Origin of the sequence: Streptomyces sp. SLBN-31 (assembly GCF_006715395.1) — a bacterium.
Lineage (GTDB): Bacteria > Actinomycetota > Actinomycetes > Streptomycetales > Streptomycetaceae > Streptomyces.
The window spans coordinates 3,517,464-3,534,158 of sequence record NZ_VFNC01000002.1 but is presented as its reverse complement, the minus strand read 5'-3'; the positions used below and the strand labels follow the sequence as shown (position 1 = coordinate 3,534,158).

General features: G+C 71.0%; 13 protein-coding genes. 8 read left to right on the top strand and 5 right to left on the bottom strand.

Going from position 1 to position 16,695, the window contains the following annotated elements; genetic code table 11:
- Nucleotides 1-18: 18 nt before the first annotated feature.
- From FBY22_RS35965 to FBY22_RS35955, 3 genes are all read left to right on the top strand, one after another.
- Nucleotides 19-495: an SUKH-3 domain-containing protein gene (locus FBY22_RS35965; RefSeq protein WP_160159958.1), complete on the top strand. Its 477-nt coding sequence runs from the start codon at nucleotides 19-21 to the stop codon at nucleotides 493-495.
- A 156-nt stretch (nucleotides 496-651) separates the two neighbouring features.
- Nucleotides 652-1,248, top strand: coding sequence for a suppressor of fused domain protein (locus tag FBY22_RS35960; protein WP_142152142.1), 597 nt, complete (start codon nucleotides 652-654; stop codon nucleotides 1,246-1,248).
- A gap of 29 nt (nucleotides 1,249-1,277) precedes the next feature.
- Nucleotides 1,278-1,583, top strand: coding sequence for a DUF3349 domain-containing protein (locus FBY22_RS35955; protein ID WP_142152141.1), 306 nt, complete (start codon nucleotides 1,278-1,280; stop codon nucleotides 1,581-1,583).
- A 209-nt stretch (nucleotides 1,584-1,792) separates the two neighbouring features.
- Here the strand turns inward: FBY22_RS35955 and FBY22_RS35950 are convergent, their stop codons facing one another.
- Together FBY22_RS35950 and FBY22_RS35945 are read right to left on the bottom strand one after the other, a co-directional pair.
- Nucleotides 1,793-2,599 carry an endonuclease I family protein gene (locus FBY22_RS35950; RefSeq protein WP_142152140.1) on the bottom strand — a complete coding sequence of 269 codons (807 nt, stop codon included), beginning with the start codon at nucleotides 2,597-2,599 and terminating at the stop codon, nucleotides 1,793-1,795.
- Nucleotides 2,600-2,740: 141 nt separating this feature from the next.
- A complete protein-coding gene (locus FBY22_RS35945; protein WP_142152139.1) occupies nucleotides 2,741-4,954 on the bottom strand; it encodes a glycosyltransferase family 39 protein in 2,214 nt (737 codons plus the stop codon).
- A gap of 156 nt (nucleotides 4,955-5,110) precedes the next feature.
- Here FBY22_RS35945 and FBY22_RS35940 point away from each other — a divergent pair, with 156 nt between their 5' ends.
- From FBY22_RS35940 to FBY22_RS35920, 5 genes are all read left to right on the top strand, one after another.
- Entirely contained in the window at nucleotides 5,111-5,962 is an 852-nt protein-coding gene (locus FBY22_RS35940; RefSeq protein ID WP_142152138.1) for a serine hydrolase, read from the top strand.
- Nucleotides 5,963-6,010: 48 nt separating this feature from the next.
- Nucleotides 6,011-7,036, top strand: a complete 1,026-nt coding sequence (locus tag FBY22_RS35935) for an esterase-like activity of phytase family protein (RefSeq protein WP_142152137.1) — start codon at nucleotides 6,011-6,013, stop codon at nucleotides 7,034-7,036.
- Between the two features lie 119 nt (nucleotides 7,037-7,155).
- Nucleotides 7,156-10,875 (top strand): ABC transporter ATP-binding protein, encoded by a 3,720-nt coding sequence (locus tag FBY22_RS35930; protein ID WP_142152136.1) that lies wholly within the window; start codon nucleotides 7,156-7,158, stop codon nucleotides 10,873-10,875.
- Nucleotides 10,876-10,953: 78 nt separating this feature from the next.
- Nucleotides 10,954-11,343, top strand: coding sequence for a hypothetical protein (locus FBY22_RS35925; protein ID WP_142152135.1), 390 nt, complete (start codon nucleotides 10,954-10,956; stop codon nucleotides 11,341-11,343).
- 99 nt (nucleotides 11,344-11,442) lie between these two features.
- On the top strand, nucleotides 11,443-12,870 hold the full coding sequence (locus FBY22_RS35920) for a S28 family serine protease (protein ID WP_142152134.1): 1,428 nt from the start codon (nucleotides 11,443-11,445) through the stop codon (nucleotides 12,868-12,870).
- 24 nt (nucleotides 12,871-12,894) lie between these two features.
- On the opposite strand, the gene FBY22_RS35915 is transcribed toward FBY22_RS35920, so the two are convergent.
- The 3 genes from FBY22_RS35915 to FBY22_RS35905 all read right to left on the bottom strand — a co-directional run bounded on the left by FBY22_RS35915 (nucleotide 12,895) and on the right by FBY22_RS35905 (nucleotide 16,689).
- On the bottom strand, nucleotides 12,895-13,542 hold the full coding sequence (locus tag FBY22_RS35915) for a hypothetical protein (protein ID WP_142152133.1): 648 nt from the start codon (nucleotides 13,540-13,542) through the stop codon (nucleotides 12,895-12,897).
- A gap of 129 nt (nucleotides 13,543-13,671) precedes the next feature.
- The gene (locus FBY22_RS35910; protein WP_142152132.1) at nucleotides 13,672-15,456 is read right to left on the bottom strand and encodes a glycoside hydrolase family 3 protein; all 1,785 of its coding nucleotides are present in this window, start codon (nucleotides 15,454-15,456) and stop codon (nucleotides 13,672-13,674) included.
- Nucleotides 15,457-15,771: 315 nt separating this feature from the next.
- Complete coding sequence (locus tag FBY22_RS35905; protein ID WP_142152131.1) at nucleotides 15,772-16,689, bottom strand: LysR family transcriptional regulator; 918 nt, start codon at nucleotides 16,687-16,689, stop codon at nucleotides 15,772-15,774.
- Between the last annotated feature and the right edge of the window lie 6 nt (nucleotides 16,690-16,695).

Sequence of the window (16,695 nt, the reverse complement as noted above, 5' to 3'; positions counted from 1 at the left end):
TGGGAGGAGGCGGCGCGAGTGACGGAGCGGCCGGACAGCCCCCGCGAGGCAGGGCTGCGGGAAAGGCTGGCGGACATCCTGGCGGAGGACGCCCGGTGGGTGGCCTCCGAGGCGGACATTCGACATGTCAGGGATGTATGGGATGAGCTGGGAATCCACTGCTCGCCCAGGGCGCTGCGTTTCGTCGAGGAATTCAACGGAACAGGCTTCGATTACCCGCGCCATCCGCTCGATCCGGGGACGCACAGCTGCGAAGTGAACGCCGAGCGGGCGAGTCGCATCGTCAACGGCGAAAAGCTGAGGGGATACGAGCAGCGAACGGGAGAGAAGCTGACGCCCGTGGGCACGGCGGCTTCCGGTCCTCTTGTGCTCCTCGTCGCCGAGGGGGGCCGGACGTACGGCGCCTACGATGCGTTTCTCGCCCTCTATGGCGGGAGCCCGGAGGAAGCGTTGGTGCATCTGGTCGACAGAGTCCGTCCTGAGCGGCTGGACTGACGGCGACCATGACACACGACCGTCGGCCGTGATGTGAGAAGGCTTCCGGCCCCCGCCCCTGTCGGCCGGGGGCCGAAAGCCTTGTCCATCGAGACTTGAACCGTCCCACGCTCGTCCTGCTGGTGCACGGTTCGCATGAGGGGAGGCTAGGGCCAGGTGGTGCCAACGGACGGCTACGAGCGGCTCGGGCGTTTCATGGAGCGGTTGAGGACGAGGTTCGGCGCGGAGCCGGACGTCGAGGAGGTTCCACCGCGTGTGCCCGGTGACGGGCGCGTCTTCGCCCTGGTGTGCTCGGGCGTGCCCGAGCGCGGGTTCGTGACCGGCTTCACCTACGGGCTGTCACCGTTCCGGCGGGCGAAGGGGCAGGCGCCGGTCCGCGAGCTCTGCATCACGATGCGGTCGGCCGATCCGCGATGGGCGAAGGTGCCGGCCATCACCGTGGCCGCGCTGCGGGGCGTGTGCCTGTTCGACCCGGGAATGGTGATCGGCTACAAGAGGCCGTACGTACCGCCCTCCCGTCTCAACAGCCTTGTGCTGGCCCTGCCTGCACCCGGGCTGGGCCTCGCGGACCCGATCGATGTGGCCGTTCAGGGCGCGGATGCCGGCGAACTCATCGAGATCGTCGGCGCCCATCCCGCTTATCCCTCTGAGCGGACAGCTCTCCATGCCGACGGGCTGGGGGTGTTGCTCGCGTCGGGCGCGGATTTGTACGACCCCGACCGCCCACCCCTGGTCCGAGGGCCCGGAGCGTGACAGGAGTGAGGGTTTCCGTGGGAGGACCGATGCACGTCGAGCCGTATCTCGCCGACGTCGTCGCTCAGTTGCGTGCGGTGTTTCCCGAGGGGGTGCGCGAAGGCGACGCCGACTACGACCCGTTGCTCGTCATCCTCTGGGACGTCCTGTCGGAGCGGAATCTCGGCGTCGTGGTCGAGGCCGCCTTCGGGCATGAGCGGCACGTGGTGCGCAATGGGATGGCGGCGGCGCTGTCCGTCCGGAAACCCTCTGCTCAACAGGTGGAGCGGCTCAGGCAGCGCATGGTTGAGCGCGGGTGGCTTCTGGACGACGACGAGAGCGAAGTGGACGGGTGAAAGGCTTCGAGCCGGAGGAGGAGAGGGAACCGGTGCAGCAGGCCGGGGGAGTGCAGGTGCTGAGCGTCGGGAACATGCCGGGGCATCCGAACCCCCTGCGACAATTGCGTGCTTGACTGCGGGAACGCGGTGTCGACTGGATGCCGTTCGAGATGACGAGTCGGGCTGCACTCCCCGTGAGAAGAAGGGGAGTGCAGCAGCGGCGGCACCTACCAGATCGCGTCCACCCACTCCGGATGGTCGATGAACGGGTTCCGGTTGTGCTGGTACGTGTTGTAGATGACGTTGTTGCGGTTCTCCTCGAAGGAGGAGGGCGGGTCCTCGTCGTTCCACTGCTTGAGGACCGAGAGCTTGCCGATGTAGGGGTTGGAGCCGTTGGCCACCTTGTCGTCGGGCTCCAGGTTCGCGAAGCCGTCGTCGCCCTCGTAGCGGACGGCCATGTAGAGGATCATGCGGGCCACGTCGCCCTTGACGGCGTCGCGCGGCTCGAAGGAGTCCGAGTCGACCTTGCTGCCGCCGCTGTTGGTGAAGGTGGAGCCGCCCTCGTCGAAGTCGAGGTTGCCGCGCTTGCCGTTGACCGCGACGTCCTCCGGGCGGATGTGGTGCAGGTCGGTGCCCGGACCGGTCGAGGTGGTGAGGTCGCCGTGGGAGATGGCCCACACGTGCTCGCGGTTCCAGTCGCCGCTGTCGCCGCCGTTGAGCGACTTGCTGCGGGAGATGCCCGAGTACAGCAGGATCACGTTGTTGCTGTTGTCCGGGTCCTGGTCGGTCTTCTTCAGCGCGTCCCACAGCGCCGAGTACGACAGCTTGGTGACACCGGAGCCGATGATGGTGTGCAGGGACGACTTCAGGCTCGTGCCCGTCTTGCCGACCGCGTTCTTGTAGTACGTCGAGTCGTACGCGGTCGTCGTGGCGGCGGCCGGGGAGGCCGTCAGGGCCGGGGCGGTGAGGCCCGCCATCACGGCTGCGGTGGCCAGGGCCACCGACTTCCATCGCCGTACGCGTGTCGCCGGCATAAAGGTTGTCCCATCTACGCGGGTTGATTGAAGGCGGCAACAGGGAGGGTGACATGGACATGCGGGCTTGTCGATGAACTGGACGTTAAAAACGGCTCCCGACCGGGTGGTCGGGAGCCGTTCTCGTAAGGTCGCCGCGCGTCAGCCGGCGTCGGACGGGTCCAGCCGGTACAGGGACGAGGAGTCCGTGCCCGACGTGCCCGCTGTGGAGGACGACGTCGAACTCTTGCTGTAGGCGCTCTCCTTGACCACCGTGCCGTGCTTCTTCACCCAGTTCGACACCGCGGTGCTGACGCTGTTGCCACCGCCCGGGCCGCCCATGCCGCCGCCGATCTGGACGTAGTGCAGCTCGCCCTTCTTCACGAGCTCCTTGAGCTTGGCGACCGTCATCGCGTTGTCGGAGCCGGTGAAGCCCCACATGGAGATGACCGGTTCCCTGGCGCTGAGCTCGATCTGCGCGGAGGACTGGGAGTTGGACACCGCCAGCAGCCACTTGGCGCCGTCCCGGTGCTTCTTCAGGTACGCGATGAGCTCGCTGTCCGCGCCGCCCATGCCGCCCGGCCCGCCGCCCATGCCGCCGCGCTGCCCGGCCTCACCGGTCGCGCCCGGTGCCGTACCGCCCGGAGTCTGGCCCGAAGCGGTCCCGTTGCCCTGCTGGGGCAGCTCCCCGTTGCCGCCGCCGGGCATCGCCTGCCCGCCGCCCGGCTCACCGCCGCCCGGCAGCTCGCCGCCCCCGGGGAAACCGCCCGCCTGGCCGTTCTGTCGGTTCTGCCCCATGTCGCCCGGCATCTCGCCACCGCCCGGGAAGCCGCCCCGGGTGCCGCCGCCGGGTCCGCCGAAGCCGCTGCCCGTGGAGGGGCCGGCCGTCGGGTTGGTGCCGCCCATGCCGCCGCCGGTGGAGCCGAACGGCTCGGACGCCGCGTACGCCGTCGGACCCGCGAGGGCGGCGACCGCGGCCGCCGCCACGGACACCGTCAGCAGCCGGCCCCGGTTGCCGGACCGCAGGACCAGCATGCCCACGATGCCCGCCGCCGTCAGGGCGCCGACCACCGGCCACAGCCAGCCGTTCCAGCCGGAGGCGCGGCGCAGCAGGACGATCGCCCAGAGGCCGGTGACGCCGAAGGCGACCGGCAGGACCCACGCCCAGCGCCGGTCGCGTCGGAAGGCGTCCAGCAGCATCACGCCACCGCCGCCGCACAGTGCCGCGATGCCCGGGGCGAGTGCGGTCGTGTAGTACGGGTGCATGGTGCCCTGGGCGGTCGCGAAGATGACGTAGTGCAGGACGGTCCAGCCGCCCCACAGCACCAGCGCCATCCGCTTCAGGTCGGTGCGCGGGGCCCGCCCGCACAGCACCAGGCCGCCGACGAGGGCGATCGCGGAGAAGGGCAGCAGCCAGGAGATCTGGCCGCCGAGGATGTCGTTGAACATGCGGCCGAGGCCCGCGGAGCCGGAGAAGCCGCCTCCGCCACCGCCGCCTCCGCCGTTGCCCTCGCCGCCGAAGACGCGGCCGAGGCCGTCGTAGCCCATGATCAGGTCCCAGGCGGAACCGTCCGTCGAGCCGCCGATGTACGGCCGGTCGTCGGCCGGGACCAGGGAGACGGCGATCGCCCACCAGAAGCTGGAGACGGCCAGCACGACGGCGGCCAGTGCGAGGTTGACGATCCGCCTGGCCCAGGGGGCCTTCGAGGCGTAGACGTAGAGGGCGAAGACGGCCGGCAGGGCGATCCAGCCCGCGAGCAGCTTGGTGTTGAAGGCCAGTCCGAAGCAGGCCGCCGCGCCGAGCAGCGGCAGCAGCCGCTCGTCACGGGTGGCGCGCAGCGCGAGGGCCGCGCCCGCCACCATGAGGAACACCAGGAGCGTGTCGGGGTTGTTGTCGCGGTTGATGGCGACGGTGATCGGGGTCAGTGCCAGCACCAGCGCGGCGACGGTCGCCGCGACATGGCCCGACACCCGCTTCACGGAGGAGTGCAGGATCCAGATCGTGGCGAGGGCGGCCCCGATCTGAGGCACCATCATCTGCCAGGTGCCGAAGCCCAGGACGCGGCACGACAGGCCCATGACCATGAGCGCGAACGGCGGTTTGTCGACGGTCAGGAAGTTGCCGGGGTCCAGCGAGCCGAAGAACCAGGCCTTCCAGCTCTGCGTGCCGGCCCAGATGGCACCGCTGTAGAAGGTGTTCATGCCGGACCCGGACAGGTTCCAGGCGTACAGGACGGCCGCCAGGACGAGGATCGCGAGCAGGGCGGGCAGCGACCAGCGCGGTGCCTGCTCCGGGGGTGCCGTCGGTGGGGCGGGCGGCGGCCAGTCGGCGGACGCGGGCTCGGTGGGGGGATGCGGATCGGTGGCAGATGTCACGAGTGCATCGTGCAGAGGGGGCGTGGGTGCGGGCTGTGCCGGACCTTGCTCCCGGCTGTGAATCGGCCAAGCCGCGGTAGCACATTGGACAGGCTTTGCCCAACGCGGCCGGTGACGCGTACAACCTTTCACCCGAACCTGTGTGTCAACAGGGGCATGAATCTCGGGACTTCCACCAGACGTGCCAGAGCGCTCGTCACCGGCGCCGTCGGACTCGGCGTCCTCATACCCGTCGTGGCCGCCACGCCCGCGGCGGCCGCCACCGCCGTCAGCTGCACGTCCTCCAAGGCCGCCCTGGCCACCAAGTTGCAGAAGGACATCACCGCCGCCGTCGCCGGCCGCTCGGGCACCATCGCCGTCGGCCTCTACGACCGCACCACCAACACGACCTGCTCGCTGCGCGCCACCAGTTCCTACGACTCCGCCAGCATCGTCAAGGTCACCATCCTCGCCACGCTGCTGTGGGACGCGAAGAAGCACAACCGCTACCTCACCGACACCGAGGTCTCGCTCGCCAAGGTCATGATCACCCAGTCGGACAACACGGCGGCCAGCAAGCTGTGGAAGCAACTCGGCCTGACGAAGATCAAGGGCTTCCTCACCGCCGCCGGGATGACGAAGACCGTCCCCGGCGCCGACGGATACTGGGGGCTGACGCAGGTCAACGTCACCGACGAGCAGAAGCTGCTGAAGCTGATCACCGGCAAGAACTCGGTGCTGAGCGACAACTCCCGTGCCTACATCCTGAAGCTGATGGGCCAGGTCATCTCCTCGCAGCGCTGGGGAACGCCGTACGGCACCCCGTCCGGGGTCACCTGGCATGTGAAGAACGGCTGGCTGCAGCGCTCCACGCACGGCTGGCGGGTGCACAGCCTCGGCACGTTCAACGGCGGCGGCCACGACTACATGATCACGGTGCTCACCTGGGGCAACAGCACCATGAGCTACGGCATCAACACCATCCAGGGCGTGGCGAAGGTCATCCACAAGGACCTCGCGGCCAGTTGACGCCCGTCGGTCTCCCGCTCGTCACCGTCCCGCCCTACGGTGGCGCCCATGCGCCTGAGAACCGTACTCGCGACCACCACCGCGGCCCTGGCGGCGGCCACCTGTCTCTCCGCCGCCGGGCCCGCCACGGCCACCCCGCAGGCCTCTCATGCCTGTTCGCCGACCGTCTCCCTCGACCGCTTCTCCGACGCGCTCGACAAGACGACGTACGACGGCACCTTCGTCGGCAACTTCTCCGCGCTCGCGGTGGACGAGGACGGCTCGATCGCCGCCCTGGAGGACCGCTCCTCCCTGTTCGACCTGGACGCCCGGACCCTCGCCCCGAAGCGGGTCGTCCCGCTCGCGGACGAGAGCGGCGCCGCGCTCGACAGTGAGGGCCTCGCCATCGACCGGGACGGCACCCGCCTGATCAGCTCCGAGACCGAGCCGTCGATCCGCCGCTACAGCGCCGACGGCAGGATCCTCGACCGGCTCCCGGTCCCGTCCCCGCTCCTCATCGCCCCCGCCGGCCGGGCCACGGCCAACCAGACCTTCGAGGGCCTGACCCTCCTGCCCGGCGGCCGCACCCTCCTGGCCTCGATGGAGAACGCGCTCTCCGGCGACTCGGCGATCCTCGTCCGCTTCCAGACCTGGACCCGCGCCAAGGGCGGCCACTTCCGCCCGGCGGCCCAGTACGCCTATCCCGTCGACCCCGGCCTCGGCGTCCCCGAGGTCCAGGCCACCCTCGACGGCCGCCTCCTCGTCCTGGAACGCGGCTTCACCTCCGGCGTCGGCAACACCGTCCGCCTCTACCTGGCCGACCCGCGCCACGCCACGGACACCTCCGGCGTCGAGAACCTGACCGGTCAGCCGGGTTTCCGGCCGATCCGGAAGACCCTCCTCGCCGACATCGCCGCCTGCCCCTCCCTCGGCGCCACCGCCAGGCAGCCCCAGCCGAACCCGGTCCTCGACAACATCGAGGGCATGGCCGTCACGGGGTACTCGAAGGGCCGCCTGAAGGTGCTGCTGGTCAGCGACGACAACCAGAACGCGGTACAGACGACGCGGTTCTACCACCTGCGGGTACGGATCTGAGCCGACCCGCGGGTACGGAGCCGAGCGCCGCGCCCCGTTTTGTTGCGGAGGGATGAAATCCGCTTCCTCGTGTGTTGGTGCCTTCCGGCAGACCAGGACATTCGACGGAGGGCACCCGCGTGAGCGAGCAACGGGGATGGGCACGGCGACTGGCCGCGTACGCGTGGCGGTATCCGAAGGACGTCGTCCTGGCGCTCGGCTCCTCGCTCGCCGGCATGGCCGTGATGGCCGTGGTCCCGCTGATCACCAAGGTGATCATCGACGACGTGATCGGCGACCACAGCCGCTCCATGAGCCCCTGGGTCGGCGCCCTGCTCGGCGCCGCCGCCCTCGTCTACGCCGCCACCTACGTCCGCCGCTACTACGGCGGCCGCCTCGCCCTCGACGTCCAGCACGACCTGCGGACCGAGATGTTCGGGACGATCACCCGGCTCGACGGCCGCCGGCAGGACGAGCTGTCCACCGGCCAGGTCGTCGGGCGGGCCACCAGCGACCTTCAGCTGATCCAGGGCCTGCTCTTCATGCTCCCGATGACCATCGGGAACATCCTGCTCTTCCTGATCTCCCTGGTCATCATGGCCTGGCTGTCGCTGCCGCTCACCCTGGTCGCCCTCGCCGTCGCCCCCGCCCTGTGGTGGATCGCCCGGCGCAGCCGCTCCCGTCTGCACCCCGCCACCTGGTACGCCCAGGCCCAGGCCGCCGCCGTCGCGGGCGTGGTCGACGGCGCCGTCAGCGGCGTACGCGTGGTCAAGGGCTTCGGGCAGGAGGAGCAGGAGACCGCGAAGCTGCGCGAGGTCGGCCGACGGCTCTTCGCCGGGCGGCTGCGCACCATCCGGCTGAACTCCACCTACACCCCGGCCCTGCAGGCCGTCCCCGCCCTAGGCCAGGTCGCCATGCTCGCGATCGGCGGCTGGCTGGCGGTCGGCGGGCACATCACCCTCGGCACCTTCGTCGCCTTCTCCACCTACCTCGCCCAGCTCGTCGGCCCCGTCCGCATGCTGGCCGTGGTGCTCACGGTGGGGCAGCAGGCCCGCGCGGGCACCGAGCGCGTCCTGGAGCTGATCGACACCGAGCCGTCGATGACCGACGGCACGAAGGCGCTGCCCGCCGACGCGCCCGCGACCGTCGAGTTCGACGACGTGTCCTTCGGCTACGACGACGAGCGCCCCGTCCTGCGGGGCCTGTCCTTCGAGATCCGCCCCGGAGAGACCCTCGCGGTCGTCGGCTCCTCCGGCTCCGGCAAGTCCACCGTCTCCCTGCTGCTGCCGCGCTTCTACGACGTCACCCACGGCGCCGTCCTCGTCGGCGGCCACGACGTCCGCGAGCTCACCCTCGACTCGCTCCGGGCCGCGATCGGCCTGGTCCCCGAGGACTCCTTCCTCTTCTCCGACACCGTCCGCAACAACATCGCCTACGGCCGCCCCGACGCGACCGAGGAGGAGATCCTGACGGCCGCCCGCGCCGCCCAGGCGGACCGTTTCATCGCGGAGCTCCCGGACGGCTACGACACCACGGTCGGCGAGCACGGCCTGACCCTCTCCGGCGGCCAGCGCCAGCGCGTCGCCCTCGCCCGCGCGATCCTCGCCGACCCCCGCCTGCTGGTCCTCGACGACGCCACCTCGGCCGTGGACGCCCGGGTCGAGCACGAGATCCACGAGGCCCTCAAGCAGGTCATGCGGGGCCGTACGACCCTGCTCATCGCCCACCGCCGCTCCACCCTGAACCTCGCCGACCGCATCGCCGTCCTGGAGGACGGCCGGCTCGCCGACATCGGCACCCACGAAGAGCTCCAGGAACGCTCGGCCCTGTACCGCCGCCTGCTCACCGACCCCGACGAACTCGGCGGGGTCTCGCCCGGCCACACCCAGCCCGCCTGCCCGCGCGAGGACACCTCCGTCCGGGAGGAGTTGGACGCCGAGTTCGACGCCGAGCGGGGCATCACTCCGCGGCTGTGGGCCGGCGAGCGCACGCCGCGCGACACGGCGACGGAGGGCATGCCGGCCACCCCCGAACTCCTCGCGCAGGTCGAGGCGCTGCCCCCGGCGACCGACATCCCGGACATCGACGAGGCAAGCGCAGTGCGGCCCGAGGTGTCCTACGGGCTCAGGCGGCTGCTGCGGGGCTTCGGGCCGCCGCTGCTGATCAGCCTCGCGCTGGTCGCCGTCGACGCCGGCATGGGCCTGCTGCTGCCGGTCCTGATCCGGCACGGCATCGACAAGGGGGTCAACGCGCTGGCCCTCGGCGCGGTCTGGGCGGCCTCGCTGCTCGGTCTGGCCGCCGTGCTCGCCCAGTGGGCGGCGCAGATCGGCGAGACCCGGATGACCGGGCGCACCGGCGAGCGGGTCCTGTACGCGCTGCGGCTGAAGATCTTCGCCCAGCTCCAGCGGCTCGGCCTCGACTACTACGAGCGGGAGCTGACCGGCCGGATCATGACGAGGATGACGACCGACGTCGACGCCCTCTCCACGTTCCTGCAGACCGGCCTGGTCACCGCTTTCGTCTCCGTCGTCACCTTCTTCGGCATCATGGTCGCCCTGCTGGTGATCGACGTGCAGCTGGCGCTCGTCGTGTTCGCCACGCTGCCGCCGCTGATCGTCGGCACGTACTTCTTCCGGCGGGCGAGCGTGAAGGCGTACGAACTCGCCCGTGAGCGGGTCGCGTTGGTCAACGCCGATCTTCAGGAGTCGGTCTCCGGGCTGCGGATCGTGCAGGCCTTCCGGCGCGAGCGGGACGGCGGGGCGCGGTTCGCGGAGCGCAGCGACAGCTACCGCCAGGCCCGTATCCGGGGACAGTGGCTGATCTCCGTCTACTTCCCGTTCGTGCAGCTGCTGTCGTCCGTCGCGGCGGCCGCCGTGCTGTACACGGGCGCGGGGCGGGTGGAGGACACCACGCTCACCACGGGCGCCCTGGTCGCCTACCTCCTCTACATCGACCTGTTCTTCGCGCCGGTCCAGCAGCTCTCCCAGGTCTTCGACGGCTACCAGCAGGCCACCGTCTCCCTCGGCCGCATCCAGGAACTGCTCCGGGAGCCGACCTCCACCCGGGCCGCCGAGGAACCCCTCGACGTCCCGTCCCTGCGCGGCGAAGTCGCCTTCGAGGACGTGCACTTCGCCTACGGTGACGACGAAGAGGCCCTCGCCGGCATCGAGTTGAAGATTCCCGCCGGGCAGACGGTGGCGTTCGTCGGCGAGACGGGCGCCGGGAAGTCGACGCTGGTGAAGCTGGTGGCCCGGTTCTACGACCCCACGGGCGGCCGGGTCACGGTCGACGGCACCGACCTGCGGGCGCTGGACCTCACCGCCTACCGCCACCGCTTGGGCGTGGTCCCGCAGGAGGCGTACCTCTTCCAGGGCACCGTCCGCGACGCCATCGCCTACGGCCGCCCCGACGCCACCGACGCCGAGGTGGAGGCGGCGGCCCGCGCGGTCGGCGCGCACGACATGATCGCCACGCTGGAGGGCGGCTACCTGCACCGGGTCGCCGAGCGCGGCCGCAACCTCTCCGCCGGCCAGCGGCAGCTGATCGCCCTGGCCCGCGCCGAACTCGTCGACCCCGACATCCTGCTCCTCGACGAGGCGACCGCCGCCCTCGACCTCGCCACGGAGGCGCAGGTCAACCTGGCGACGGACCGGCTGGCCGGCCGCCGTACGACGCTCGTGGTCGCCCACCGGCTGACCACCGCGGCCCGGGCGGACCGGGTGGTGGTGATGGACCACGGGCGGGTCGTCGAGGACGGCACGCACGAGGAACTCCTCGCCCGCGACGGCCGGTACGCCGAGCTGTGGCGGACGTTCATCGGCCAGCCGGACCCCGAGGAGCCCGTCGCCGCCTCCCACTGACCGTCGTGCAACCATCCGACATACGTCATGCGTCCGTACATCAGTACGTTCGTTGGCGGCGGTAGGGGAGGGACGACGGTGGACACTGGTGCGATACGTCGGCGGATCGCGCTCGGCATGGCCGTGCTGAGCGCGTCCGCACTGCTCGCGCTCGCGGCGCCCGGGGACGCGCAGGCCGCTTCGTACTGCGGGGGGCGCAAGGTGAAGGACCTGTCGTTCTCCACCGGGGTCGTGCACGTCTACAAGCACGACGGCTACGTCTGCGCCGTCACCTTCCCCGCCAAGCCGTCGACCGCCAGGCGCTCCATGTCCGTCGGCGTCCAGGCGCGTGGCAACCGCCCCGTCGTGGACAGGGGCCGCTACAGCCACCACGCGGGCCCGGTGACCGTGCACGCCGGACACCGCTGCGTGTGGATCACCGGCTCCGTGGGCCGGGGCACGGTCAGCTCCGGCTGGATCCTTTGCTGAATCACAGGATTCTCACGGGTATTTCTTGAACTCCCCTTTCGCACGCGTCCGTTGCTCGGTTAGCTTCCGGCGGACATCTGTACTCACAGGGGAGGGTGCATGCGCAAGGCGCTCAGATGGCTGCTCGCGCTCGCGGTGCTGATAGGCACGCTGAGCACGACCGGAGCGGCCACCGCCGCCCAGTCGGAGGCCACCGGCACCGACATCAAGGATCGGCTGCTCTCCATACCGGGGATGAGCATGATCGAGGAGAAGCCGTATCCCGGCTACCGCTTCTTCGTCCTGAACTACACCCAGCCGGTCGACCACCGGCACCCGTCCAAGGGCACCTTCCAGCAGCGGATCACCGTGCTGCACAAGGACGTCAGCCGCCCGACGGTCTTCTACACCAGCGGCTACAACGTCTCCACGAACGCCAGCCGCCGCGAGCCCACCCAGATCGTGGACGGCAACCAGGTCTCCATGGAGTACCGCTTCTTCACCCCGTCCCGTCCCGCGCCGGCCGACTGGTCCAAGCTGGACATCTGGCAGGCGGCCAGCGACCAGCACCGCATCTTCCAGGCGCTGAAGCCGATCTACTCCGCCAACTGGATCGCCACCGGCGGCTCGAAGGGCGGCATGACCGCCACGTACTACGAGCGCTTCTACCCCCGCGACATGAACGGCACCGTCGCCTACGTCGCCCCGAACGACGTCGTCAACAGCGAGGACTCCGCCTACGACCGCTTCTTCACCAAGGTCGGCACCAAGCAGTGCCGCGACCGGCTCAACGCGGTGCAGCGCGAGGCCCTGGTGCGCCGGGAGCCGCTGGAGAAGAAGTACGCGGCGTACGCGGCCGACAACGGCTACACCTTCACCACCGTCGGCAGCCTCGACAAGGCGTACGAGGCGGTCGTCCTCGACTACGTGTGGGGTTTCTGGCAGTACAACCTGCTCGCCAACTGCGGTGACGACAGCCTGATCCCGCCGGACGCCCAGCGCGCGAGCGACGACCAGATCTGGAACTCCATCGACACGATCTCCGGCTTCTCCGCCTACGCCGACCAGGGCCTGGAGCCGTACACGCCGTACTACTACCAGGCGGCCACCCAACTCGGCGCGCCGACCATCCACTTCCCGTCGATCGAGAAGCGGTACGTCCGCTACGGCTACCAGCCGCCCCGGAACTTCGTCCCGCGCGAGATCCCGACCCGGTTCCAGCCGTGGGCCATGCGGGACGTCGACAACTGGGTGCGCCACGACGCCCGTCACACGCTCTACGTGTACGGCCAGAACGATCCGTGGGGCTCGGAGCGGTTCCGCGTCGACAAGGGGGCGAAGGACTCCTACGTCCTCACCGCGCCCGGCATGAACCACGGCGCGAACGTGGCCGGTCTGGTCGCCGACGAGAAGACCTTCGCGACCGCCCGCATCCTTCAGTGGGCCGGTGTCCCGGCCGTGTCCACGGCGCAGGCGAAGCCGCTGGCCCGCTTCGACGCCGCGCTGGACGTGCGGGACGTCGACCGCGAGCCGGCGCTGCGGCCGTAACCCGCGTGCTGCGCCCGGCGGTCGTCACAGCCGCCGGGCGCAGCCCACCGGGTCCGTCCCCCTCAGCCGTACGTACAGGGCCGTGTCCCGCGGGCACTCGGCCCGCACGGCCGCCGCCTTCACCACCTCGTACTGCGGCTTCCTCTTTCCGCTGCCGTCGCACGCCGTCTCGCGGACCTGTCCGTCGCCGGAGCCGTAGACGCAGTCGCCGACGATGGTGCGCGGGCCGCCCCCGCCGCCCGGATCGCCGGGATGCGGCGGCTCCAGGTTGCGCATGCATGCGTAGCCCTGCGGCACCGAGCCGTCGCCGTCCTCGTCGGACGACGGGCTCCGCTCGCTGATGTGCAGCACGAAGTCGGTGGTCGCCGGGCACAGCGGCCCCTGGGCGACCGCGCCGTCGAAGCGGGCCACCACCCGGGCCGCCGCCCGCTCGCTGGTGCACGGCACCTCGGTGAAGGTGCTCGTGCCGAAGGAACTGCACTCGTCGACGGCGAGGAACACCGCGCCGTACCCCGACGGCCGCGCCGAGGCGACCGCCGCGCTCCCCGTCGGCGTCCCGCTCACCCCGTCCCCGGCCGGACCGGACCGCGGCAGCATCCCGCACCCGCTCGACACCCCGGCGACCAGGAACAGGAGCACGCCGAGCGCCCCCACCGACCATCTCGCACGCATCGCATTCCCCCCACATACCCCCCGCCCAGCGTGACCCGCCACAGCGGGCGCACGCCAGACGCGCGGGATGCTTTGGGCCCCTTGGGGGGCGTACGCCGGTTGTGCGACGTACGGTGCCCTACGTCCCTTCTAGTACGACAGTCCGTATCCGATGGGGTACAGCACCTGCGCCGGGTCGTCCGCCCGCTGCACCGGCACCGGCAGCCGTCCGCGCGGCGCGACCTTCCCGGCGATCACCCGGGCCGCCGCGCGCAGTTCGACGTCGGTCCACGAGTAGGACGCCAAGTGGGCCTTCACGGTCAGTAGTTGGGCCACGTCGTAGGGGTTGCGGATCGCGACGGCGACCACCGGCCTCCCGGTCGCCACCAGCTGCTCGACGAGGGTCTTCTGGGCGCTCGTCGCGGTGAGGTTGTAGGTCGCGACGACCACCGCGTCCGCGTTCCCCGCCGCCGTGACCGCCTTGGCGACCGTGGTGGCTGACGGGGTCGTGCCCGTCGACAAGGCCGTCGCCGTGAAGCCCAGTTCGGTGAGGGCCGCCGCGAGGACGCCGGTCGGGGGGCCGGTGGTGCCGGAGGGAGAAGCCGGGTCGGCGCCGACGACGAGAACCTTCTTCTGAGTGCGTGGGGACAGCGGCAGCAGACCGCCCTCGTTGACCAGCAGGGTCGTCGTCCGGTCGGCGATGCGGTCGGCCGCTTCCAGGTGGGCTTTCGTGCCCACCCTGCGGTCCACGTCGGCCTGCCGCGCGTACGGGTCGTCGAACAGCCGCAGCCTCGACTTCAGCCGCAGGATGCGCAGGACCGACTCGTCCAGCCGCGCCTCCGTCAGCTCCCCGTCCTGTACGGCCTTCAGGACCGCGTTCCAGGCGACGGCGAGGTCAGGGGGGTTGAGGAGCTGGTCGACGCCGGCCTTGAGGGCGAGGACCGGGACGCGGTCGTCGCCGTACTTCGTGCGGACGCCCTCCATGCCCAGGGAGTCGGTCACCACGACCCCGTCGTAGCCGAGTTCGCCGCGCAGGATGCCGGTGAGGATCGGGTGGGAAAGGGTCGCCGGGTCACCGGAGTCGTCGAGGGCCGGGAACTGGATGTGCGCGGTCATGATGCAGTCGATGCCCGCCCTGATCGCCGCCCGGAACGGGACGGCGTCCAGCTTCTCCCACACCTCCCGGGTGTGGGTGATGACCGGGAAGCCGTAGTGGCTGTCGACCGCCGTGTCGCCGTGCCCGGGGAAGTGCTTGGCGGTCGCGGCGACCCGCGAGCGCTGGTACCCCTGGACCTCGGCGGCGACCAGCGCGGCCACCGCGTCCGGGTCGGCGCCGAAGGACCGTACGCCGATGACCGGGTTGGCCGGGTTGACGTTCACGTCGGCGTCGGGGGAGTAGTCCTGATTGATGCCGATGGCCCGCAGCTCGCCGCCGGAGATACGGCCGAGGGTGCGGGCGTCCCCGCGGGAGCCACCGGCGCCCATGGCCATGGCGCCGGGGAACAGGGTGGCCGGCCTGCCGACGCGGCAGACGATGCCGTGCTCCTGGTCGGTGGCGATCAGCACGGGCAGGCCGCGGGGCAGGCCGAGGGACGCGCGCTGGATGCCGTTGGACAGCGTGGCGATCTGGCGCGGGTTCTCGGTGTTGTGCGCCCAGGTGAAGTAGATGATGCCGCCGACGCGGTACTTGGCGACCAGCTCGGCCGCGGTGCGGACGCCGATCTCCTTGAGGTTCGCGTCGATGTCGGCCTGGGCGGGGTCGGTGGCGGAGTTGCCGTAGACCCGCATGACGAAGAGCTGGCCGACCTTCTCCTCAAGCGTCATACGGGCGACGAGGGCGCGCAGCCGGTCGTCGTCGGCCCGGGCGGTGCCGCCGACTGCGAGGGCCGCGGTGGCACCCATCGTCGCGGCGAGAACGGTACGTCTGGAGGGCACGTGCGCTCCTTCCGGAGAAGATCCGCTGAAGGAAACTTCCGTGGAGATGAGATATCCAGAAAGTTTCTGCCAGTCAAGACAATGCGCACGCTAGATCAAGAAGGGGCCGCCATCGGCGCTGTTGGAGGGGGCGCGCCGATGGCGGCTGCGCTGCCGGCCGCAGTACGGCGGAGAGGGTAGGTCAGCGATCGCAGCCAGCAGCGAGGGCCGACACCGCACGGCGGAGACTCATCCGGCAGCCTGCGGGTTGGACGAACCGTGTTCGGGGTGGGTTCCCGCCTTCCGCGCGACTGCCGGAAGTTGGTGAGGGAGGGGTCAGCGGGACGGTTGTGCCGCCACTTCCGGCCACATCTCCTGCAGAGTGCGTACCGTCTCTGCGATCGCCGGACGACGGGCGGCTCCCTTGCGCCACAGGGCATACAGGTGCCTAACGGGGGTCGGGTCCAGGTGGACCTCGACGACCCCGGGCGGCAGGGGGCCGCGGCCCAGGCGTGGTACCAGGCAGATGCCGAGGCCGCCGGCGACCAGGGCGACCAGCGTGGGGTTCTCGTCGGCCTGGTGCACGATCTCCGGCTCGTGCCCGGCCGCGCGCATCGTCCGCAGCAGCCAGTCGTGGCAGACCCGGCCCGGCGGCTGGCACACCCACCGCTGCCCGCCCAGCTCCTCGCGCCGCACCGACTCCCGCCCGGCGAAGGGATGCCCCTCGGGCACCAGCAGCGTGCTGCGGTCGTCGCCGATCGCCGCGTGCTCGACGCCGGGCGGCACGGGCATCGGCGCGATGTCCCAGTCGTGCGCCACGGCCAGGTCCACCGCGCCCTTGGCGACCAGGTCCACGGACAGGTGCGGGTCGATCTCGGACAGCCGGGCGTCCAGGGCCGGATGCCGGACGGCGAGGTCGGCCAGCACGGCCGGCATCAGCCCGCGCGCGGCCGACGCGAACGCGGCGATCGTCAGCCGCCCCGCCGGCATCCCGCGCCGCTCCTCCAGCTCGGTCTCGGCCCGCTCGACGATGGCCAGCAACTCCTGTGCCGTGTCGACCAGTCGGTGCGCCTCGGCGGTGAGCCGCACCCCGCGCCCCTCGCGTTCGAGCAGCACGGTCCGGGTCTCCCGCTCCAGCTTGGCGATCTGCTGGGACACCGCGGAGGGCGTGTACCCGAGCGCGGACGCCGCCGCGCCGACGGTGCCGTGGACGGACACGGCGTGCAGGGCGCGCAGCCGCTGGAGATCGAGCACGGCGAA